Origin of the sequence: Streptomyces glomeratus (genome assembly GCF_021462825.1) — a bacterium.
Classification (GTDB): domain Bacteria; phylum Actinomycetota; class Actinomycetes; order Streptomycetales; family Streptomycetaceae; genus Streptomyces; species Streptomyces glomeratus.
In genome coordinates this window covers 254,842-276,188 of record NZ_JAKEEB010000001.1, presented here as the reverse complement: position 1 = coordinate 276,188, position 21,347 = coordinate 254,842, and the positions used below count along the sequence as shown (strand labels likewise).

At 71.5% G+C, this 21,347-nt stretch carries 18 protein-coding genes; 10 read left to right on the top strand and 8 right to left on the bottom strand.

What is annotated here, in order from left to right; translation table 11 throughout:
• Positions 1-23: 23 nt before the first annotated feature.
• Positions 24-2,843: a penicillin acylase family protein gene (locus LZ604_RS01240; RefSeq protein WP_234511529.1), complete on the bottom strand. Its 2,820-nt coding sequence runs from the start codon at positions 2,841-2,843 to the stop codon at positions 24-26.
• A 255-nt stretch (positions 2,844-3,098) separates the two neighbouring features.
• On the opposite strand from LZ604_RS01240, the gene LZ604_RS01235 reads away from it, so the two are divergent.
• The 6 genes from LZ604_RS01235 (at position 3,099) to mscL (ending at position 9,087) form a co-directional block, all read left to right on the top strand.
• Positions 3,099-4,625: a potassium/proton antiporter gene (locus LZ604_RS01235; protein ID WP_234511525.1), complete on the top strand. Its 1,527-nt coding sequence runs from the start codon at positions 3,099-3,101 to the stop codon at positions 4,623-4,625.
• Positions 4,626-4,936: 311 nt separating this feature from the next.
• Positions 4,937-6,205 carry an MFS transporter gene (locus tag LZ604_RS01230; protein WP_234511523.1) on the top strand — a complete coding sequence of 423 codons (1,269 nt, stop codon included), beginning with the start codon at positions 4,937-4,939 and terminating at the stop codon, positions 6,203-6,205.
• A gap of 68 nt (positions 6,206-6,273) precedes the next feature.
• Positions 6,274-6,570, top strand: coding sequence for an FmdB family zinc ribbon protein (locus LZ604_RS01225; RefSeq protein ID WP_234511521.1), 297 nt, complete (start codon positions 6,274-6,276; stop codon positions 6,568-6,570).
• A 207-nt stretch (positions 6,571-6,777) separates the two neighbouring features.
• A complete protein-coding gene (locus LZ604_RS01220) occupies positions 6,778-7,611 on the top strand; it encodes an S-methyl-5'-thioadenosine phosphorylase (RefSeq protein ID WP_234511519.1) in 834 nt (277 codons plus the stop codon).
• 354 nt (positions 7,612-7,965) lie between these two features.
• Positions 7,966-8,481, top strand: coding sequence for a hypothetical protein (locus tag LZ604_RS01215; RefSeq protein ID WP_372482074.1), 516 nt, complete (start codon positions 7,966-7,968; stop codon positions 8,479-8,481).
• Between the two features lie 135 nt (positions 8,482-8,616).
• Positions 8,617-9,087 carry a large conductance mechanosensitive channel protein MscL gene (gene mscL, locus LZ604_RS01210; RefSeq protein WP_234511517.1) on the top strand — a complete coding sequence of 157 codons (471 nt, stop codon included), beginning with the start codon at positions 8,617-8,619 and terminating at the stop codon, positions 9,085-9,087.
• Positions 9,088-9,229: 142 nt separating this feature from the next.
• Here the strand turns inward: mscL and LZ604_RS01205 are convergent, their stop codons facing one another.
• Complete coding sequence (locus LZ604_RS01205; RefSeq protein WP_234511515.1) at positions 9,230-9,424, bottom strand: hypothetical protein; 195 nt, start codon at positions 9,422-9,424, stop codon at positions 9,230-9,232.
• A 174-nt stretch (positions 9,425-9,598) separates the two neighbouring features.
• Here LZ604_RS01205 and LZ604_RS01200 point away from each other — a divergent pair, with 174 nt between their 5' ends.
• The 3 genes from LZ604_RS01200 to LZ604_RS01190 all read left to right on the top strand — a co-directional run bounded on the left by LZ604_RS01200 (position 9,599) and on the right by LZ604_RS01190 (position 12,948).
• On the top strand, positions 9,599-10,627 hold the full coding sequence (locus LZ604_RS01200; RefSeq protein ID WP_234511513.1) for a P1 family peptidase: 1,029 nt from the start codon (positions 9,599-9,601) through the stop codon (positions 10,625-10,627).
• A gap of 187 nt (positions 10,628-10,814) precedes the next feature.
• Positions 10,815-12,032, top strand: coding sequence for a L,D-transpeptidase (locus tag LZ604_RS01195; RefSeq protein ID WP_234511511.1), 1,218 nt, complete (start codon positions 10,815-10,817; stop codon positions 12,030-12,032).
• 157 nt (positions 12,033-12,189) lie between these two features.
• Positions 12,190-12,948, top strand: coding sequence for a DUF6227 family protein (locus LZ604_RS01190; RefSeq protein ID WP_234511508.1), 759 nt, complete (start codon positions 12,190-12,192; stop codon positions 12,946-12,948).
• 36 nt (positions 12,949-12,984) lie between these two features.
• Here the strand turns inward: LZ604_RS01190 and LZ604_RS01185 are convergent, their stop codons facing one another.
• The 5 genes from LZ604_RS01185 to LZ604_RS01165 all read right to left on the bottom strand — a co-directional run bounded on the left by LZ604_RS01185 (position 12,985) and on the right by LZ604_RS01165 (position 19,244).
• On the bottom strand, positions 12,985-13,272 hold the full coding sequence (locus tag LZ604_RS01185) for a hypothetical protein (protein WP_234511506.1): 288 nt from the start codon (positions 13,270-13,272) through the stop codon (positions 12,985-12,987).
• Positions 13,273-13,513: 241 nt separating this feature from the next.
• Positions 13,514-15,595 (bottom strand): PTS fructose transporter subunit IIABC, encoded by a 2,082-nt coding sequence (locus tag LZ604_RS01180; RefSeq protein WP_234511504.1) that lies wholly within the window; start codon positions 15,593-15,595, stop codon positions 13,514-13,516.
• A 196-nt stretch (positions 15,596-15,791) separates the two neighbouring features.
• Positions 15,792-16,745, bottom strand: a complete 954-nt coding sequence (gene pfkB, locus LZ604_RS01175) for a 1-phosphofructokinase (RefSeq protein WP_234511497.1) — start codon at positions 16,743-16,745, stop codon at positions 15,792-15,794.
• Entirely contained in the window at positions 16,742-17,503 is a 762-nt protein-coding gene (locus LZ604_RS01170; protein WP_234511495.1) for a DeoR/GlpR family DNA-binding transcription regulator, read from the bottom strand. Before LZ604_RS01170 ends, pfkB begins: the two co-directional genes overlap by 4 nt.
• 211 nt (positions 17,504-17,714) lie before the next feature.
• Positions 17,715-19,244: an MFS transporter gene (locus tag LZ604_RS01165; protein ID WP_234511492.1), complete on the bottom strand. Its 1,530-nt coding sequence runs from the start codon at positions 19,242-19,244 to the stop codon at positions 17,715-17,717.
• 61 nt (positions 19,245-19,305) lie between these two features.
• On the opposite strand from LZ604_RS01165, the gene LZ604_RS01160 reads away from it, so the two are divergent.
• Entirely contained in the window at positions 19,306-20,280 is a 975-nt protein-coding gene (locus LZ604_RS01160) for a helix-turn-helix transcriptional regulator (RefSeq protein ID WP_234511488.1), read from the top strand.
• Positions 20,281-20,354: 74 nt separating this feature from the next.
• Here LZ604_RS01160 and LZ604_RS01155 read toward each other — a convergent pair whose 3' ends face one another.
• Positions 20,355-20,945, bottom strand: coding sequence for a TetR family transcriptional regulator (locus tag LZ604_RS01155; RefSeq protein WP_234511898.1), 591 nt, complete (start codon positions 20,943-20,945; stop codon positions 20,355-20,357).
• Between the last annotated feature and the right edge of the window lie 402 nt (positions 20,946-21,347).

Sequence of the window (21,347 nt, the reverse complement as noted above, 5' to 3'; positions counted from 1 at the left end):
CCGTTCTCAGCCGGGGCCGGAGGTCAGGGCTTGAGCTCCAGCGTGTCGGACGTGCTCTCGTCGACCGCGCCCTTCGAGAAGCGCCACGGCAGCAGTTCGCCCTCGGCCCACTTGTCCGTCTGGTCGGTGTAGTGGGCGCTGTAGGCGTGCCCCGAGGCGCCGGACAGGTTGATCCACTTGGACTTGTCGAGGTCGTCGAGGTTGACCACCATGCGCATCGACGGCACCCAGACGGCGCCGTAGCCGCCCGCCGCGTTCCAGCCGGTGGCGTTCACGGTCGCCTCGCCGCCGTCCAGCTTCCAGGGCCCGCGGTTGAGCATGTACTGGAGTATGTCGGGGCCGTCGGTACCGAGGGTCTGGTTCTTCAGGAACAGACGGTGCAGCCGGCCCCAGCTCCAGGTGTCCAGGTCCTTGCCGAGCTTGGCGGTCAGCTCCCAGCGAGCGTCCTTCATGGCCCGCCCGAACAGCTCGTCACGGGTCGTGGCGGCCTTGTCGGTGCGCGTCTTGGGCGTGTGCCACCAGTCGTTCTTCTCGTCGTCGACGAGGGTGCGCACCACCTCGAACCAGCGGTCGCCGCCGTCGGGCTGCGCCTGATCCGCGTCGCGCTGGCCGCACTCGCGCACCTTCCGGTCCGCGTCCGCGGGGCCGGTGGTGTCGGCCGGCTCGACCCACAGGCACTGGCCCTGGACCCGCAGTTCCCTGGGCAGCTTGTTGCCGAAGGCGAGCTTGAGGATGTTGCGCCACACGGCGTTGAAGTACGCGGCCGCCGCCGAGTCGGCGTCCTGGGTGTAGTCCCAGCCCTCGAGCAGCTTCTGCGCCTCACGGACATGCTTGTCCGAGACGTCGATCTTGAGCAGCTTGGGCACCAGAAGCTTGGCGATCTCGCTGCTGTTGTCGAGCTGCATCTGCCGCATGTCGTCGGTCGAGATCTTGCCGCCGCCCTTGATCTTCGACTCGATCAGGTCGGTGATCCGCTGGCTGCGGGTGCCGTAGCCCCAGTCCGTGGTGAGCGTGTAGGGGTACTTGCCCTTGTCGATCACGGCCTGGTTGGCGGTGACGATGTAGCCGCGGTCGGGGTTGTACTCGTACGGCAGCGCATCCTTCGGGATGTAGCCGGTCCACCGGTACTTGGGGTCCCAGCCGGGCGCCGGGAGCGAGCCGTCGTCGCCCGACGCGCGCATGGGGATCCTGCCCGGCAGCTGGTAGCCGATGTTGCCCTTGGTGTCGGCGTAGATCAGGTTCTGCGAGGGCACGTCGAAGGACCGGGCCCCCGCGCGGAACTCGTTCCAGTTCGACGCCTTGTCGATCTCGAAGACGGCGTCCAGGGAGGTGCCCGGGTCCAGGGCGGTCCAGCGCAGCGCGATGGCGTAGCCGTCGCCACGGTCGGGGGCCGCGGCGACGACGCCGGCCTTCTTGCCGACCTTGACGAGCTCGTCGTCGCGGTCGGACAGCAGCGGGCCGTTGTTCGTCTCGCGGACCACGATCTCCTTGGAGTCCCCTCCGGCGACCTTGATCGTCTCGGTGCGGGTGGTGAACGGCTTCACCTTGCCGTCGTAGAGGTATCCGTTGCCGGACAGCTTCTCCAGGTAGAGGTCGGTGACGTCGACACCGGAGTTGGTCATGCCCCAGGCGATGTTCTGGTTGTGGCCGATGACCACCCCGGGCATGCCGGCGAAGGTGTACCCGGTCACGTCGTACTGGCAGGAGCGGGACAGGGTCGTGCAGTGCAGGCCCATCTGGTACCAGACCGACGGCAACGAGGCCGACAGGTGCGGGTCGTTGGCCAGCAGCGGCTTGCCGGTGATGGTGTGGCTGCCGGCGACGACCCAGGAGTTCGAGCCGATGCCGTTGCCGTTGACGCCCACGGCGGTGGGGACGTCGCCCAGGGCCTTGGAGAGACCGGCCAGCTGGCTCTGCAAGCCCGAGGTGCCGGACGTGCCGCTCGTGCCGTTGGCGCCCGTCGTGCCGTTGGCGCCCGTGGTGCCGGTCGTACCGGTCGTACCGGTGGTCGAGGAGCCGGAGGTCCCGGCCGTCGTCCGGGAGCCCGTCGCGCCGCCCGGCTCGAACGCCTTGGCAAGGGCGTTGTACCGGCCGTCCTGGACGATCGGCTTGTTACGGCCGTACGGGTACTCGGGGTACAGGTCGGCGATCTGCTTGGGGCCGAGCCGGCTGGTCATCAGCGAGCGGTCGATCTCCTCCTGCATGTTGCCGCGCAGGTCCCAGGCCATGGCCTTGAGCCAGGAGACCGAGTCCACCGGCGTCCACGCCGCGGGACTGTAGTCGTTGCCGAGGGCCAGCGCCGCGTACTCCAGGGAGATGTCCTTGCCGTCCTTGCCCTGAAGATAGGCATTGACTCCCTTGGCGTACGCCTGGAGGTACTTCTTCGCGGCGGCCGACAGCTTGGTGTCGTACTCCTCGCGCGCCACCCGGTCCCAGCCGAGGGTGCGCAGGAACTCGTCGTTCTTGACCTGGCTCTTGCCGAACATCTCGGACAGGCGTCCGGACGTCATATGACGGCGCACGTCCATCTCGTAGAACCGGTCCTGCGCCTGGACGTATCCCTGCGCCATGAACAGGTCTTCGTCGGAGGAGGCGTAGATCTGCGGGATCCCGTAACCGTCACGCTTGACCTGGACGGGACCCGACAGGCCGTCGAGCGTGATCGAACCCTTGGTCTGCGGCAAGGAGGCACGGACGGTGCTGACGGACCAGTACCCGCCATAGCCGAAACCTCCCACAAGGGCCACAACCAGGACGATTACGAGCAGACGGGCTCTGCGCCCCTTCTTCCTGCCGGACTTGCCGGGCTTCTGGCCGGAAGAGGCGGTGGTGTTGGGGGGCATCGCTGTCCTTGCTGTCCTAACACGAGCGGCAGGGCGGGCTGTGCTTTCTACTGAGCGCTGGAGCAACCATAGGCGCAGGGCCCCCACCGCCTTGACGCGGAGTCGGGAACGCGCCCGGACGGAAGTTCGATCATGCGCCCTGGAGCGTCAAGAAAGCGTCAAGAGTTAGGTAAGGTAACGAAGTACCTGTCCTGAAGATCCCGGCAGCACCGCATTCGCTGCCGGGCCCGGGGCGTCCGCACCGCGGCGCCCGGATTGGCGAGAAGGGAACGGCCGCTGACTGTCCACCACCTCAACCAGCTCCTGCTCGTCTGCTCACTCGTCCTGCTCGTCGCGGTGGCAGCGGTCCGCATCTCCTCACGCAGCGGGCTCCCCAGCCTGCTCGTATACCTGGGCATCGGTATCGCCATGGGGCAGGACGGGGTCGGCGGCGTCCACTTCAACAACGCCGTGCTGACCCAGGTGATCGGTTATGCGGCCCTGGTGGTGATCCTGGCCGAGGGCGGTCTCGGCACCAAGTGGAAGGAGATCAAGCCCGCGCTCCCCGCGGCCGCCTCCATGGCACTCCTCGGCGTCGCCGTGAGCGTCGGGGTCACGGCCGCCGGCGCGCACTACCTGAGCGGCCTGCCCTGGCGGCAGTCGCTCATCATCGGAGCGGTGGTGTCGTCGACCGACGCGGCGGCCGTCTTCTCCGTGCTGCGGAAGATCCCCCTCCCCGCGCGCGTGACGGGCGTTCTGGAGGCCGAGTCCGGCTTCAACGACGCCCCGGTGGTCATCCTGGTCGTGGCCTTCTCCGCCGCCGGCCCGGTGGAACACTGGTACACGCTGCTGCTGGAGATATGCGCGGAGCTGGCCGTCGGCGCCGCCATCGGCCTCGCGGTGGGCTGGCTCGGCTCCTGGGGCCTGCGGCATGTCGCGCTGCCCGCCTCCGGCCTCTACCCGATCGCCGTCATGGCCATCGCGGTCATGGCGTACGCGGGCGGCGCGCTCGCGCACGGCAGCGGCTTCCTGGCCGTGTACCTCGCGTCGATGATGCTCGGCAACGCCAAGCTGCCGCACTGGCCCGCGACCCGCGGTTTCGCGGAGGGGCTCGGCTGGATCGCCCAGATCGGCATGTTCGTCCTGCTCGGTCTGCTGGTCACCCCGCACGAACTGGGCGACGACGTGCTGTCCGCCCTCGTCATCGGGCTGGTGCTGACGATGGTGGCGCGCCCCTTGAGCGTGGTGCTGAGCCTGTTGCCGTTCCGGGTGCCGTGGCAGGAGCAGACGCTGATGTCATGGGCCGGGCTGCGCGGCGCGGTCCCCATCATCCTGGCGACGATCCCCATGGTGAACGGCGTCGCGGGCAGCCGCCGCATCTTCAACATCGTCTTCGTCCTGGTCGTCGTCTACACCCTGCTCCAGGGCCCGACCCTGCCGTGGCTGGCCCGCACCCTGCGCCTGGGCCAGGGCCCCGAGGCCGCCGACCTCGGCATCGAGTCCGCACCCCTGGAGCGGCTGCGCGGGCACCTGCTGTCCGTCGCGATCCCCGAGGGCTCCCGCATGCACGGTGTGGAGGTCGGCGAGCTGCGGCTGCCGCACGGTGCCGCGGTCACCCTCGTCGTCCGGGACGGCAGCTCGTTCGTGCCGCTGCCCACGACGGTGCTGCGGCGCGGGGACGAGCTCCTCGTGGTCGCCACCGACGAGGTCCGCGACGCGGCGGAGAAGCGGCTGAGAGCCGTCGGCCAGGGCGGCAAGCTGGCCGGATGGCTGGGGCTTGGGAACGGACGCCCGGGCTCCTGACCGGCGGAAGCAGGCGTTACGGGCGCGTTTCGTCCGGTTCACACCTCTGGCAATCCCAGGCGGGCGATCCAGTGGTGCCCTTTTTCACAGGCATGCCCACCTGTCACCTCTGTACAATCAAGGCAACCTTGATCGAACCAACTCTGCCTGACGCAGAGCTGGCGCGACCGTATGGCGGCCGGGCACCCCGAGCAGTGGGCACCGGTATCTACCGCAGTCCGCGCAAGAGGACAGCTCTCGGCGCGCCCTCGCACGGCCGATGGGCCCCCGGAAGGGGCCGCGCGCTACCAGGCGGCAGAAAGGCACGGGCCGTGGTGTCCACGGTCACCTCGAAGTCGTCCCGTCCGGGCTACGGACAGCTGCTGCGCACCCGCGGCGCCTGGACGTTCCTGCTCCCCGGCTTCGCCGCACGCCAGCCGTTCGCGATGCTCACCCTGTCCATCGTGCTGCTGGTCCAGCACACCACCGGCTCCTACGGGGCCGCGGGCGCCGTCGCGGCGGCCACCGGCGTCTCCATGGCGCTGTTCGCGCCCTACAGCGGGCGTCTCGCCGACCGTCACGGCCAGCGGACCGTGCTGCTCCCCGGCGTCCTGGCGCACGCCGTCGCGGCCTCCTCCCTCACCGCGCTCGCTCTGGCCCACGCGCCCCTGTGGGCCCTGTTCGCGGCGGCCGTCCCGACCGGCGCCTCGGTGCCCCAGATCGGCCCCATGGTGCGTGCCCGCTGGGGCGTGAAGCTCAAGGACTCGCCCCTGATGCCGACGGCGGCGGCCTTCGAGTCCGTCACCGACGAGCTGACCTTCGTGCTGGGACCGCTGCTGGCGACGGCCCTGTGCACCGCCGTGGCCCCGGCCGCGGGTCTGCTGACCGAGGCGGCCCTGACGCTGGTCGGCGGTGTGCTGTTCGCCGCCCAGAAGGGCACCCAGCCGCCCGCCGCCGAGCCGCACGCGCACCTGAAGCGGGACTCCGCGCTGAGCATCCCCGGAGTTCGGGTGCTGGTCGTGACCTTCCTCGGCATCGGTTCCGTCTTCGGCGGCATGCAGGTCTCGCTCGCCGCGTTCAGCGAGTCGATCGGCTCCCCCGGCCTGAACGGCGTCCTGTACGGCGTCTTCGCCGCCGGCAACATGCTCTCCGGGATCGTCTGCGGAGCCGTCGCCTGGAAGGCCGCCCCGCAGCGCCGTCTCGTCCTCGGCTACGCGGCCCTGGCGCTGGCCGCCTCCGCCCTGTGGACCGCGCACTCCGTGGCCGTCCTGGGCGGCCTCGGCCTCCTGGTGGGCATGTGCATCGCGCCCGCCCTGATCACCGGCTACACGCTCGTGGAGGGCCTGGTCCCGGCGACCGCCCGCACCGAGGCCTTCACCTGGCTGACCGGCGCGGTCGCGTTCGGCCAGGCGGCCGCGGTCACCGTCGCCGGGCAGCTGGAGGACCGCCTGTGGGACGGCGCCGGCTTCCTCGTCCCGATGGGTGGCACGGTGCTGGCCCTGGTGACCCTGGTGGCCCTGCGGTCACGGCTGGCGGCACGGCCCCGCGGGCGCACCGTGGCACGTGGTGTCGGTCACCGCTCCCCGGTCACGGTGGACTGATCCCGAGGAATACGTCACTATGGACCGTCGTTAGCACTCATCGAGTCAGAGTGCCAGGAGGAAGACAAGTGCCGACCTACCAGTACCAGTGCACCGAGTGCGGCGAGGGCCTCGAGGCGGTGCAGAAGTTCACCGACGACGCCCTGAGCGAGTGCCCCAACTGCGGTGGCCGCCTGAAGAAGGTGTTCTCCGCGGTCGGCATCGTCTTCAAGGGCTCCGGCTTCTACCGCAACGACAGCCGCGGCTCGTCGTCGAGCAGCAGCCCCGCGTCCACGAAGTCGTCGAGCTCCTCGTCCTCGTCCTCGTCCTCGTCGTCGTCCGACTCCGGGTCGTCGTCGAGCGCGGCGTCCAGCTCGGCCGCGTAAGGCTCCGCCTCGGCGTAAGGCTCCGCCTCGGCTGAGTTTCCGCCTCACTGCCTCGGACCCCGCCGTCACGCCGACGGTGGGGCCGTCAGGCTTCCCGCCCGTCCCCGGACGGCACTCGGGGGCGGCGGGGTCTGCCATTCCCCTGCTTTCCGCTCCGGCACGAAGGCAGGGGATTCGTGCTGTCCGGGGCCCGCTACTGTGCTCGCCATGGCGAACGCAGAGATCGGTGTCATCGGCGGCTCGGGCTTCTACTCCTTCCTCGACGATGTGACCGAGATACAGGTCGACACCCCGTACGGCGCACCCAGCGACTCCCTCTTCCTCGGCGAGATCGCCGGACGGAAGGTCGCTTTCCTCCCACGCCACGGCCGCGGCCACCACCTCCCGCCGCACCGGATCAACTACCGCGCCAATCTCTGGGCGCTGCGTTCCGTCGGCGTACGGCAGGTGCTCGGGCCGTGCGCCGTGGGCGGACTGCGCCCCGAGTACGGTCCCGGGACACTGCTCGTCCCCGACCAGATGGTGGACCGTACGAAGGCGCGGACGCAGACGTACTTCGACGGACTTCCACTGCCCGACGGCACCGTGCCGAACGTGGTGCACGTCTCACTCGCCGACCCCTACTGCCCCGTCGGCCGCAAGGCCGCACTGCAAGCGGCGTACGGGCGGGACTGGGAGCCGGTGGACGGCGGCACGCTGGTCGTGGTCGAGGGTCCTCGGTTCTCCACCCGTGCCGAGTCGTTGTGGCACCAGGCGCAGGGCTGGTCCGTGGTCGGCATGACCGGCCACCCCGAGGCCGCGCTCGCCCGCGAGCTGGAGCTGTGCTACACGTCGTTGACCCTTGTCACCGATCTGGACGCGGGGGCCGAGACCGGTGAGGGCGTCTCGCACGACGAGGTGCTGAAGGTGTTCGCGGCCAACGTGGACCGGCTGCGGGGCGTGCTGTTCGACGCGGTCGCGGGGCTGCCGGCGAACGAGGCGCGGGACTGCCTGTGCACGACCGCGCTGGGCGGGATGGATCCGGGTTTCGAGCTGCCGTGACGTCGCGCAGGTGGACGGAACGTCCCGTTCGGGTTGCCGGGTTGTCCACAACCAGCCGGTAGTCCACGGGCGTCGGCGGGGCACCCCGCGAAGCCTCATCGTGGAGGGCGTCCCGCTCTCACGACGCAGGTGGTGATCACCATGGCTCGGCTCTCTCCTTCTCACCTCGGCGCTTCCGCACACCCGCCGCACCTCCACGGCTCCGCCCCTCCGCCGCATTTGGGCGCCTCCGCCCCTCCGCCGTACCTCGGCGCCTCCGTGCGTTCGCCGGACGGAAGCGGCTCCCCGCACCCGCCGCACCTCGGCGCCTCCTACGGCTCGCCGGACCGGAGCGCCTTGGCGCACCCGTCGGACATCGGGGCCGGCGACCGCTCGGGCGCGCCTCCGACGTGCCCGGTTCCGCACTTCGCGCCTCTGCGCGTGCGCGGCGGGCGGCATCAGCTGCACCGTCTGCTGCGGCATCGGAGGCGGGCCGTGGCCGTGGGTCTGGCCGTCACCGCCGCCGCGCTGGTCGCGGCCGGCCCGGACGGCTCCGCGGGGGCGCGGGGGCATCCGGGAGCCGGGGGACCGCCCACGACGACGGCGAGACCCGCAGGGCGGCCGCGTCCGGCCGAGATGGTCACGGCCCCGGTACGGATCGCTGACGGGGCGGCCGCGCGGCTGTTGCGGCCGGGCGACCGGGTCGATGTGATCGCGGCCGACGGCGGCGGCAGCGCCAGGGTGGTGGCGCCCGGGGTGCGGGTGATCCGGGTGCCGGACGTCGAGCCGACCGAGAGCGGCGCGCTGGTCGTGCTCTCCGTTCCGCGCGCCACCGCGGCGCGCCTGGCCGGTGCCGGCGCGACCTCACGCCTGGCGGTGACGCTGTGCTGAGCACGCCGGGGACGCACGTCGACCGGGCCCCGAGCCGCGGCTGCCCGCCCCCGGGGTGGCCAGCCGTGGGAGGGCCTGACGTAGGTTGCGGAGCTGTTCGTTCCAGAGCTTGTGCAGTCGAGGAGGGGCCCACCGGTGAGCGAGAAGAAGGCGCCGAGCGTCTTGCAGGGGTTCAAGGCGTTCCTGTTGCGGGGGAACGTCGTCGATCTGGCGGTCGCGGTGGTCATCGGCGCCGCCTTCACCGGCATCGTGAACTCCGTGGTGAAGGGGGTCATCAACCCGGTCGTGGGTGCGCTCGGCACCCAGAGCCTGGACGGCTACAGCTCCTGCATCAAGGCGCCCTGCACGGGCACGGGGGCGAGCGCGACGGGGGTCCGGATCCTGTGGGGTTCGGTCCTCGGTGCCACGCTCAACTTCTTGATCACCGCCGCGGTCGTCTACTTCCTCATGGTGCTGCCGATGGCCAGATTCCTGGCCCGGCAGGAGGAGCGCCGCAAGGCGAGGGAGGGAACGCACGAGGTGATCGAGGTGACCGAGCTGGAGGTGCTCAAGGAGATCCGCGACGCCCTCGTCACCCAGCGCGACTCGGGTCGAACCGGGTCATAAAGCGACTGGCCCTGACGGAACGCCCCTTGGGAACCGGGCCCTGGGAGAACGGCTCCCGCGGAACGGGCCCCGGCGGAACAGGCCCGTGCGGGTCGAGAGCGGAGGGGCACCGACGGGCCTGCCGCCCCGCGCCCACACGCACTCACAGATGGTGGGGCGGCTTCTCGTCGAGGAACCGCGCCAGATCGGCCGCGCTGTCGCCGGTCGGGCCGGCCCCTTCGCCCCACCCCCGGTCCGTGTCGTCCGAGGAGGGCCGGCTCAGCGGGTCGTCGAAGACAAGGGCGTCCTTCGGGTCGGGCTTGGCATCGCGCGGCGCGCGGGCGGGGGGCGTGCTCATACCTCCAGCGTACGTCCGCGGCCCCTGGTGAGACGGGCCGGTCCGTGCCGCCGGGCGGCCATACGCCGGTGCCGGCGGCCGTGTGCCGGTACGCGTGGCCGCCCGAGGGCCCCGTCGGTGCCGTGATGGCCCGGAGGGGTACGGCACCGCGGTGCGGCGACGGATCATGGGGGAATGACAGTTGACGCTCTGACAGATGTCGCGGGTCTGCGAGTGGGACACGCCACACGGACCGGGGGCGGCTGGCTGACCGGCACCACGGTCGTCCTGGCCCCCGAGGGCGGGGCCGTCGCGGCCGTGGACGTGCGCGGCGGCGGGCCCGGCACCAAGGAGACCGACGCGCTGGACCCGCGCAATCTGGTGCAGAAGGTCGAGGCGGTCGTCCTCACGGGAGGCAGCGCTTACGGACTGGACGCGGCGTCGGGCGTGATGGCCTGGCTGGAGGAGCAGGGACGCGGGGTGCGCGTCGGTCCGGATCCGACGCACGTGGTGCCGGTCGTGCCCGCCGCCTGCGTGTTCGACCTGGGCCGTGGCGGGGACTTCAAGGCCCGTCCGGACGCGGCGACCGGCCGGGCCGCGGTCGAGGCGGCCGCGGCGAGCGAGCCGGGCGCGCCGGTGGCGGAGGGCTGTGTCGGTGCGGGCACGGGGGCGACGGTCGGCCCGCTCAAGGGCGGGATCGGCACGGCGAGCACCGTGCTCGGCTCGGGAATCACGGTAGGTGCCCTGGTCGTGTGCAACGCGGCCGGCTCGGTGGTGGAACCGACGACGGGCGCGCTGTACGGGGAGTTGGCCCAGGGCCGGGTCGGCCTGCCGGCGCGGGAGGTGCACGAGGCCGCGCGGCGGCGGCTCACCGAGGCCGCGGCGAAGTCCGGGCGCCCTCCGCTGAACACGACCCTGGCGGTGGTGGCGACCGACGCCGACCTCACCAAGGCGCAGGCGCAGAAGCTCGCGGGCACGGCGCACGACGGCTTCGCACGCGCCGTACGGCCCGTGCATCTGCTCAACGACGGGGACACGGTGTTCGCGCTGGCGACCGGCGCGCGCCCGCTCGCCCCCACGGACCCCCTCGCACTGAACGAGGTGCTCGCGGCGGGCGCGGACCTCGTGACACGCGCGATCGTGCGGGCCGTGCGCGCCGCCGGGTCGGTCGACGGGCCGGGCGGATCGTGGCCGTCGTACGGGGAGTTGTACGGGCAGCTGTAAGGGGGGTGCGGGAAGGGGGGCGGGGAGGGGGGTGCGGGGAGGGTGACAGGGATCGGGGCGGGAGATGTCCCGGTTCTGTCACATGGCGGTGTTCGTCGGGGAGCGACGGCAACCCTTTGCCGGGACGCGCGCTCTTTCTCCACGTACTCGAGCGGATCACGCACATCACAAAGACCTGGAGAAGCCCGTGACAACGCCGGACATGCGAGCGCGGCGCGTACTGGGGGCCTGTGCCGCCCTGGTGGTCGGCGCCCTGACCCTCACCGCCTGCGGCGGCAGCGCCAACGCCGACAACAAGAGCGGAAAGGACTCGAAGGAGTCCAAGACCTCCACCGCGACGATCGCCATCTCCGCCAAGGACGGTTCCACCGACGCGTCGATCAACGCGACCGGGGTGAAGGTCAGCGGCGGGAAGCTCACCGAGGTGAAGATGGCGGTGGCGGGGACGAACGCCGCCGTCGCGGGGGAGATCTCGGCGGACGGGACGTCCTGGAAGCCGAAGGAGCAGCTGGAGCGCGGAACGAAGTACGAGATCTCGGCGACCGCCAAGGACGCGAACAACCGGGTCGCAGCCGCCAACTCCATCTTCACGACGGTCTCTTCGGCGAACAGCTTCATCGGCACCTACACGCCCGACAACGGCACGACGGTCGGTGTCGGCATGCCGGTGTCCTTCACCTTCAACAAGGCGATCACCGACAAGAAGGCCGTGCAGTCGCACATCACGGTGACCTCCAGCAGTGGGCAGCAGGTCGCGGGGCACTGGTTCGGGGCGCAGCGGCTGGACTTCCGGCCCGAGGAATACTGGAAGGCCGGTTCCAAGGTCACGATGAAGATCGACCTGGACGGGGTCGAGGGCGCGCACGGTATATACGGTGTGCAGAAGAAGACCGTGACCTTCACCGTCGGCCGTTCCCAGGTCTCCACGGTGGACGCCCGGACGCAGACCATGACGGTGGTGCGCGACGGACAGGCCGTCAAGACGGTCCCGGTCTCGACCGGCAGCCCGCAGCACACCACGTACAACGGGCAGATGGTGATCTCCGAGAAGTTCACGCAGACCCGTATGAACAGCCAGACGGTCGGGCTGGGCGGCGAGTACGACATCGCGGACGTGCCGCACGCGATGCGGCTGACCACCTCCGGAACGTTCATCCACGGCAACTACTGGTACAACAAAGGCAATCCGCCCTTCGGCCGGGAGGGCACCAGCCACGGCTGCGTCGGAATGGCGGACAGCCAGGGCGCACAGGGGAGCACGACCGCGAAGTGGTTCTACGACAACTCGCTGATCGGGGACGTCGTGATCGTCAAGAACTCCCCGGACACGACGGTCGCTCCGGACAACGGCCTCAACGGCTGGAACATGCCGTGGAGCGCATGGACTGCGGGAAGTGCCGTCTGACCAGCAAGTTCTGACGGGAACTCGGGCCGCGCGGGAACCAACCGCGCGGCCCGCGCGTTTTCCCACCGCACGTTTTCTCGGTTCCCGGACATGATGTCCGACCGAGGGGCTACGGTATGCACCCACAAGGTGACATGCAGCAACGCCGGGAGAGCCCTTGAGCGTTCCGTACGAGACGGCAGCGTACGAGCCAGCCGAGTCGCCCGAGTCTCCGGAGGAGCACCTCGCGCGGCTTCTGGGTCGCGCCCTGAACTCCTTCGAGCTGCCCGACGAGACGATAGCGATGCTGGACTGCGCGCTGGCCGACGACAGTTCGCTGCACTCGGCGCACCACAGCGCGGGCCTGCACCGGGAGACGTACCGGCACACATGGCTGATGGCGGACGGCTCGGCGGTCACTCTGTGGGAGCTCGTCCACAACACGGGACCCGGCGGCCATCTGGAACACGAGGTGTACGTGGACGAGGAGGAACTGCGCGCCGCCACAGCCCGGCTTCCGCTCCCTGTGGACACCCCCGACTTCGAGCTGCCCGTGCCGGTGCAGCTGTCCCCCGTGCCCGAACCCCGCCACGCGTACCGGCCCGACGACTCGGCGGACCACGCCCGCCGACTGCTGCGCCGGGCGGAGAACGCGGACCGCCCGGGCGCGGATGTGGAGTCGTTACTGCTGGGCTCGGCATTCGCGCACGAGATCACTCAGACCTTCGGACGGCCGGGCCCGGCCACCCGGGCGCGACTGAGCTTCTCACTCTATGAGCACGCCTTCCTGCTGCGTGACGGCCGGGAGCTGTCTCTGTGGGAGGTCGAGCACACGGCAACGCCGGACGGACGGCACATGTGCGAGGTGTACGCGACGGAGGATGCGGCACGGGAGGCGATGGAGCGCCGGGCCACGGCGCCCGGCCGGCACCGCTGACGACTCCCGAGGCGGCGGGGCCCCGGACGACGGGGGCTAGGAGCGCCCCTGACGGAACTGCCGCATCAGCACGGCAAAGGCGTCCCGTTCGGCGGGCGTGAGTTCGACGCTTTCCAGGTCGGGGCCCGACTGCGACTGTTGAGGCAGGGCCCGGAGCACCTCACGGTGCCGCCGGGCGGCGCCCCCGGAACGGGTGTGCCGCCCGGCCGCCTCCTCGAAGCGGTGGCGGCGCAGAGCGCGGCCCACGCGGCCGATACAGACGGCGGTCACCAAGACGAGGGCGGGCACGCCCAACAACTGGAGCGTCGACACATGCGCAGGCATGAACCCCAGTAGACACCATGATCCGGGCCTTTAACGCCGGACCGTGACGCATCTCGCAGGTACGACTAGTACGACGAATACGGCAAACAATGCCGCACATACACCAAATACATCAAGTACGACGAACGGGCTCAGAGGCGAGCAGTGAGGCCGTCGCCCTCGAATCGGCGCTGCCGCGCGCGTGTCGGCCGCAACACCTCACCGGGGTTGCGGCCGACGCGCGTTGTGATGCGGTGTCCGATCAGGCGGCGACCGGCTGCTGGGACTCGGACGCGGCCGCTACGACGGCGCCGGCGTCCGTGGCCGCGCCCTTCGGGCTCTGCTTGCGCATGCCCTTCAGGACCACCACCAGGGCGGCGGTCACGCACACACCGGCGGCGATCGCCACCAGGTAGAGGAGCGGGTCGCCGATCAGCGGGACCACGAAGATGCCGCCGTGGGGGGCGCGCAGGGTGGCGCCGAAGGCCATGGACAGAGCGCCGGTGAGCGCGCCCCCGATCATCGAAGAGGGGATCACCCGCAGCGGGTCGGCCGCCGCGAACGGGATCGCTCCCTCGGAGATGAAGGAGGCGCCCAGCACCCAGGCGGCCTTGCCGTTCTCCCGCTCGGTGTGCGTGAAGAGCTTGCCGCGGACCGTCGTCGCCAGGGCCATCCCCAGCGGCGGCACCATGCCGGCGGCCATCACCGCGGCCATGATCTTCATCGCCGAGTCGCTCGGGGTGGAGACCGCGATACCGGCCGTGGCGAAGGTGTACGCGACCTTGTTGACGGGGCCGCCGAGGTCGAAGCACATCATCAGCCCGAGCAGCGCGCCGAGCAGGACGGCGTTGGTGCCCGTAAGGCCGTTCAGCCAGTCGGTCAGGCCCTTCTGCGCGGAGGCGATGGGCTTTCCGACCACGACGAACATCAGGAATCCGACGAACGCCGAGGAGATCAGCGGTATCACGACCACCGGCATGATGCCGCGCAGTGCCGCCGGGATGTGGACCTTCTGGATGGCCATGACCACACCGCCGGCCAGAAGACCGGCGACCAGACCGCCGAGGAAGCCCGCGTTGATGGTGAGGGCGATCGAGCCGCCGACGAAGCCGGGGACGAGACCGGGCCGGTCCGCCATGCCGTAGGCGATGTACCCGGCCAGGACCGGGACGAGGAAACCGAAGGACACCACGCCGATCTGGAAGAGCAGCGCGGCCCAGCTGTCCGCCTGGGTCCACACGAAGTGGTCCATGACCGACGGCGCCTTGTTGATCTTGTAGCCGCCGATCGCGAAGCCGAGGGCGATCAGCAGGCCGCCCGCGGCGACGAACGGAACCATGTAGCTCACACCGGACATCAGCCACTTGCGCAGCCTGGTGCCGTAGCCCTCACCGGAGTCGCCGGCGCGCTCGACCGGGGTCCCCGGAGCCGGGGCCGCGGTCACCTCACCGCGCGCGGCCTTGTCGCGCACCTCTGCGATCAGCTCGGCGGGCCGGTTGATGCCCGCCTTCACGCCGACGTCGACGGTCGGCTTGCCGGCGAAGCGGTCCTTGTCCCGTACGGGCACGTCATGGGCGAAGATCACGCCGTCCGCCGCCTCGATGACGGCCGGGTCGAGCCGAGTGAAGCCGGCCGAGCCCTGTGTCTCGACGACGATCTCGATGCCCGCCTCGCGGCCCGCGTTCTCCAGCGATTCGGCGGCCATATAGGTGTGCGCGATGCCGGTGGGGCATGAGGTGACGGCGACGATACGGAACGGCCGCCCGGCCGGGGCGGCAGAATCCTCGACGCGCGGGCCCGGTACCGGGGCCGTGCTGTCCGCGGCGACGCCGGCGGAAGCCGCAGAGCCGGCCGCCGCCGCGGGGTCCTGGGAACCTTCGAAACCCTCGCCCGTGGCCGGGGTTTCGTCCCCCCGGATGAGCGCGGCGGCCGTCGCCGCGTCGTCCACGGACCGCAGCGCGGAGGTGAACTCGGCGTTCATCAGCCGGCGGGCGAGAGACGAAAGGATCGTCAGGTGCGCGTCGTCCGCACCCGCCGGGGCGGCGATCAGGAAGATCAGGTCGGCCGGTCCGTCCGCGGCGCCGAAGTCGATGCCCCGTGCGCTGCGTCCGAAGGCGAGCGCCGGCTCGGTGACGTGCTCACTACGGCAGTGCGGGATGCCGATGCCGCCGTCGAGACCGGTGGGCATCTGCGCCTCGCGGGCCGCGACGTCGGCGAGGAAGCCCTCAAGGTCGGTCACCCGGCCCTGGGCCACCATCCGCTCGGCGAGGGCGTGTGCCGCCGCCTCCTTGGTGTCGGCGGACAGGTCGAGATCGACCAGGTCCGCGGTGATCATCTCGCTCATCGCGGGCTCCTTCGCACGCGTATCGCCCGGTGGGTGGGACGGGCGCTGGTGGGGACGGAAGTGCAGGGGGTGTACGGAAGGAAGGTGGGTGCTACGGGGAGGAGGGGGGAAGCGGGGCCGGGGGAACCCCGCCTCCCCCGGTCTGGGGCGGGAGCACAAGGGTGCCGCCGCGGTCGCGGGGAGGCACGGCGCGCGCTCATGACACCGGCTCCGTCAGCAGGCGGTCCACGGGCACCACCGACGTGACCGTGACGGCGGACGGGTCCAGGTCGCCCGGGGTCGGCATCACGCTGCCGGGCAGCTGGACCGCCGCGGCTCCGTGGGCGACGGCCGAGGCCAGGGCCTCGGATCCGGCACCGCCCGCGATCAGAAAGCCTGCGAGGGAGGAGTCGCCGGCGCCGACGTTGCTGCGCACGGCGTCGACGCGCGCGCTGCCGAACCACACTCCCGTGTCGGACACGAGCAGTTGCCCGTCCGCGCCGAGGCTCGCGAGCACGGCACCCGCACCCATCCCGCGCAGTTCCTCGGCCGCCTTGACCGCATCGCCGACGGTGACGAGGGGCCGCCCGACGGCCGCCGCGAGTTCCTCGGCGTTCGGCTTCACCACGTCCGGTCGCTCGCGCAGCGCCTCCAGGAGCGCGGGCCCCGAGGTGTCGAGCGCGATCCTGGCACCCGCGGCGTGGGCGCGGGCGACCAGGTCGGCGTACCAGGAGGGGGCAAGGCCGCGCGGAAGGCTGCCGCAGCAGGTGATCCAGGTGGGGTCGGCCGCGCGGTACTGCTCGCGGACCGTCTCCAGGAGCAGTTCCGCCTCGGCGGGGGAAAGTTCGGGACCGGGCGCGTTGATCTTGGTGAGGATGCCGTCGGGTTCGGCGACCGAGATGTTGGAGCGGGTGGCTCCGGCGATCGGTACCGGCGCCACGTCGATGCCCTGGCCGTGGAGCAACTCGGCGACGAGCGCCCCCGGCGCCCCGCCCAGCGGGAGCACGGCGACCGTGCGCTGTCCGGCGGCGGCGACCGCGCGCGAGACGTTCACGCCCTTGCCGCCCGGGTCCATGCGTTCGCCGGTGGCCCGGATGACCTCGCCGCGGTCGAGGCACGGGACCTCGTACGTGCGGTCGAGGGAGGGGTTCGGGGTGACGGTGAGAATCATGCGCGCACTACTTCCGTGCCGCCGCGTTCGATCGCCAGGGCGTCCTCGGGGCTCAGCCCCGTGTCGGTGATCAGCAGGTCCACGTCACCGAGGTCGCCGAAGCGGGCGAAGTGCTCCTGGCCGTGCTTGGAGGAGTCGGCGAGCAGCACCACCCTGCGTGCGGCACGGATCGCGGCGCGCTTGACGGCGGCCTCGGCGAGGTCGGGCGTGGTCAGTCCGTGGTCGGCGGAGAAGCCGTTGGCGGCGATGAACACGACATCGGCGCGGATCTCGCCGTACGCGCGCAGCGCCCAGGCGTCCACGGCGGCGCGCGTACGGTGCCGCACGCGCCCCCCGACCAGATGAAGCTGGATGCCGGGATGGTCCGCGAGCCGGGCCGCCGTGGGCAGGCTGTGGGTGACGACGGTGAGGGCGGCCTCCAGGGGGAGGTCCCCGGCCAGCCGGGCGACGGTCGAGCCGGCGTCGAGGATCACCGTGCCGCCGCCGGGCAGTTCGGCGACCGCAGCCTTGGCGATCCGGTCCTTCTCGTCGGCCGCGGTGGACTCCCGCTCGGCGAGATCCGGCTCGAAGTCCAGGCGGCCGGCGGGTATGGCACCGCCGTGCACCCGGCGCACCAGACCTGCCCGGTCCAGAGCCTTCAGATCGCGGCGGATCGTTTCCGCGGTGACCTGGAACTCCTCGGCCAGCGACACCACATCCACCCGGCCGCCCTCACGGGCGAGCCGAAGGATCTCCTGCTGCCGCTCCGGCGCGTACATGTCCGTTCGCCTCCGACCGATGCCCGAACGTGTGGTTTCACTGCGGAGGCTACGGCCGCTTTGCCGAAAAGTAAACAGGTTCGGGCACAGAGGCGGACGCAAACGGGCATGCGCGGGGTGGCGCGGACTCCATGCGCCGCGCCCCGTAGACGGCGGCGCCCGGCGGGTTCGCAAAGAACGCGACCCTCCGGGCGCCGGCGGCACAGCACACTCAGGAGACGAACACTCGCTCCTCCACGGCCTCCGGCTCCGTCTGTGCACCCTCGACGTGCTGCGCCGGCCGCTTCGGCAGCGCGAACATCAGCAGGAAGATCACCACCATCACCGCCACGACCCAGCCCAGCGCGTGCTGGAAGGCGCGCGCGAAGGCCGGACCCACCTCGGCGGGGGCGAGCCGGTCGTCGATCTCGCCGAAGAACACCACCGACACCAGCCCGAGGCCCAGCGCGTTGCCCATCTGCTGCACCGTGTTGATCAGCCCCGACGCCGAACCGGAATGCTCCCGCGGCACCTCCGAGAGGACGGCGTCCGTCAGCGGCGCGACGATCAGCCCCATGCCCGCGCCCATGACCACCAGCGGCAGCGCCATCTGCCAGGAGGCTATGGACAACCCGTAGCGATGGGCCTCGGCGATGTAGAGGAGCACACCCGCCGCCATCACCAGCGCGCCCGCCTGGAGCACCTTGCGGCCGAAGCGCGGGACCAGCTTCTGCACCGACATCCCGGCCGCCGTGGACACCGCGAGCGAGAACGGCACGCCCGTCAGCCCGGCCCGCAGGGCGCTCCAGCCCAGCCCCACCTGCATGTACAGCGTCCAGACCAGGAAGAAGACACCGAGGCCGATCCCGAACACCGTCTGCACCGCTATACCCGCGGCGAAGCTCTTCACCCGGAACAGCGACAGTTCGACGAGGGGGGAGCCGTCGCGGGCGGCCTTGCGCCGCTCGTACGCCACCAGCAGCCCGAACACGACCAGCGCACCCGCCATCGACGCATACCCCCACAGCGGCCAGCCCAGCTCCCGGCCGCGTGTGAGCGGGTAGAGCAGCATCAGCAGACCGAGCGTGACCAGGGCCACCCCGACGAGGTCGAGGCGCAGTGCCCGCGGGGCCTTCGACTCCGTGATGAACCGCCGGCCGAGCAGGTACGCCCCGACGCCGACCGGCAGGTTGATCAGGAAGATGGGGCGCCACTCAAGACCGAACAGGTTCCACTCCGTCAGCAGCGCGCCGAGCAGCGGCCCGGAGACGGCTCCCAGCCCGACGACGGCGCCGAAGAGCCCGAAGACCTTGCCCCGCTCGTGCGCCGGGAAGGTGGCGTGCACGATCGACAGCACCTGCGGCACCATCATCGCCGCCATCGCGCCCTGAAGGATCCGCGAGGCGACGAGCATCTCCGGGTCGGCCGCGAAGCCGCACAGGGCCGATGCGAGCGTGAAGCCGCCGACGCCGATCAGAAAGAGGCGCTTGCGGCCGTGGATGTCGCCGAGCCGGCCGCCGGTGATGAGCCCGGCTGCGAAGGCGAGCGCATATCCCGCGGTGATCCACTGGATCTGGCTGAAGGAGGCGCCCGCATCCCGCTGGATGGAGGGGATGGCGATGTTGACGATCGTGACGTCGACCAGGTCCATGAAGGCCGCGGTCATCACGATCGCGAGCGCGAACCAGCGGCGGCGGTCGCTCGTGCCGGCCGGTTGGGCGCCGGCCACGCCGGTACTGGGGGTGCTGTCGGTGGAGGTCATGCTCCGAAGGTAGGGCCCGAATAGGTCAGTCCATGTCCTAATGCTCGGGCATCCTCGTCTCATGACGACTGACACCCCGGCCCGGCTCCTCCAGCTGCTGTCCCTGCTGCAGACACCCCGGGAGTGGCCCGGCGGCGAGCTCGCCGAGCGGCTCGGGGTGTCGCGGCGCACGATCCGGCGCGACATCGACCGGCTTCGCGAGCTGGGCTACCCGGTTCAGGCCAGCAAGGGGGCCGACGGCGGGTACCGGCTGGTCGCCGGGAAGGCGATGCCACCGCTGGTGCTCGACGACGAGGAGGCCGTGGCGATCGCCGTCGGGCTGCGCGCGGGCGCCGGACACGCGGTCGAGGGCGTGGAGGAGGCGTCCGTACGGGCCCTGGCCAAGCTGGAGCAGGTGCTGCCGGGACGGCTGCGTCACCGCGTCGCCACGCTCCAGGCCGCCACCACCGCTCTGGCCAGCGGCGACGGCGCGAGTATCGCGCCGGAGACGCTGACCGTGATGGCCTCGACGATCGCGGGCCGGGAGCGGCTGCGGTTCGCGTACCGCGCCAAGGACGGCACGGAGTCACGGCGCCTGACCGAGCCGTACCGGCTGGTGTCGACGGGACGCCGCTGGTACCTCGTCGCCTACGACCTCGGACGCGACGACTGGCGTACGTTCCGGATCGACCGGGTCACCGCGCCCTTCGCGACGGGCGCGCGGTTCACCCCGCGCGAGCTGCCGGCACAGAGCGCGGCGGAGTATCTGCGGCAGTCGATGTACCGGCACCAGGAGACCTACGAGTTCGAGGCGACCTTCGCCGCGCCCGCGGACGTCGTGGCGGCGCGCCTGCCCCGCTGGTTCGACGCCCCCGAGCCCCTCGACGACCGCAGCTGCCGGCTGCGTGGCACGGCGAGCGACTCGGTGGACTGGCTGGCGGTGCGACTGGCCATGGTGGACTGCGCGTTCACCGTCCACCGGCCGCCCGAACTGGTCGCCCGCGCCCGGGAATTGGGGGCACGGCTGAGCCGAGCGGCGGACACCGGGCCGATGTGAGGCGACCGAGGCGCGACGGCCGGTCCCCGACAGCACGGAACGCCCGCGGGAACAAGCCGCGAGAAGGAGGGCGGTCAGCCGGTCCCCCACGCGAACTCCCCGAGGGCCTCGAGGTTGCGTACGGCGAGAGCGGCGGGCCCGTGGGGGCCGTCGGCCGGGCGGTCGCCCGCGGCCCAGGTCTCCACCGCCACACGGACGGCGGCGCCTGCGATGGCTGCCGCGAAACGGAGTGCGGGGGTGACGGCCGCCGACGCCTCGTCATCTTCCCGCGCCCGCACCGCCAGCACCTCTGCCAGCTCCCGCTCGGCGGCCTGGCAGATCTCGGCCCAGACCTTGGTGAGCGCGGGATTGGTGTCGATGAGGCGCAGCAGGGTGCGGACCCATTCCAGGGAGGTCGCTGACACGCCGACGCCCGGGGTCAGAGTGTGGACCGCCGCGTGGCGCAGGGCCTCGGCGACGGTCAGCCCGGCGGGGGCCTCACGGACCGCCCGCGCCCATCGGTGGGCGCCCTCGGAGAACAGCGGTGCGAGCGCCTCCTCCTTGGTCGCGAAGTAGCGGTAGAAGGTGCGCGGGGCGACGCCGGCGGCGCGGGCGATGTCCTCGGCCCGGGTGGCGCGCAGACCGTTCCGCATGAACAGGCCCGCGGCGGCCCGCGCTATCTCCATCCGGGTCGCCGCCTTGCGCCGCTCGATCAGCGACTCGCCCTTGTCGCGCCGGTCACGCTGGTCCTGCTCGGGTTGTTGCGTCGTACGGCGGGGGGAGGTCCCGCCCGTACGGTTGGTACCGGTCACGACGGCAGGTTATGCCGCTGTGGCACAATCTGCCATCCGGGCCGCCCCGGGGTTCAGGTCCGGGGCGACCCGGTCGGCCTGCCCCCTGTCCGAGCACAGGGCAGAGCCGGGCTCCGGCGCCAGGGGGGGGGAGTGGCGCCGGAACCCGGCTCGGGAAGAGTCCCGCCGCTGGGGGGAGTGCGTCGGGACTCGGCTCTGGAGGGCGCGCACGGTCCGGCCCATACGCGCGTGGGCCCGGAGGTCTTGTGCCCCGGACCCCAGGGGTTGAAGCGACGC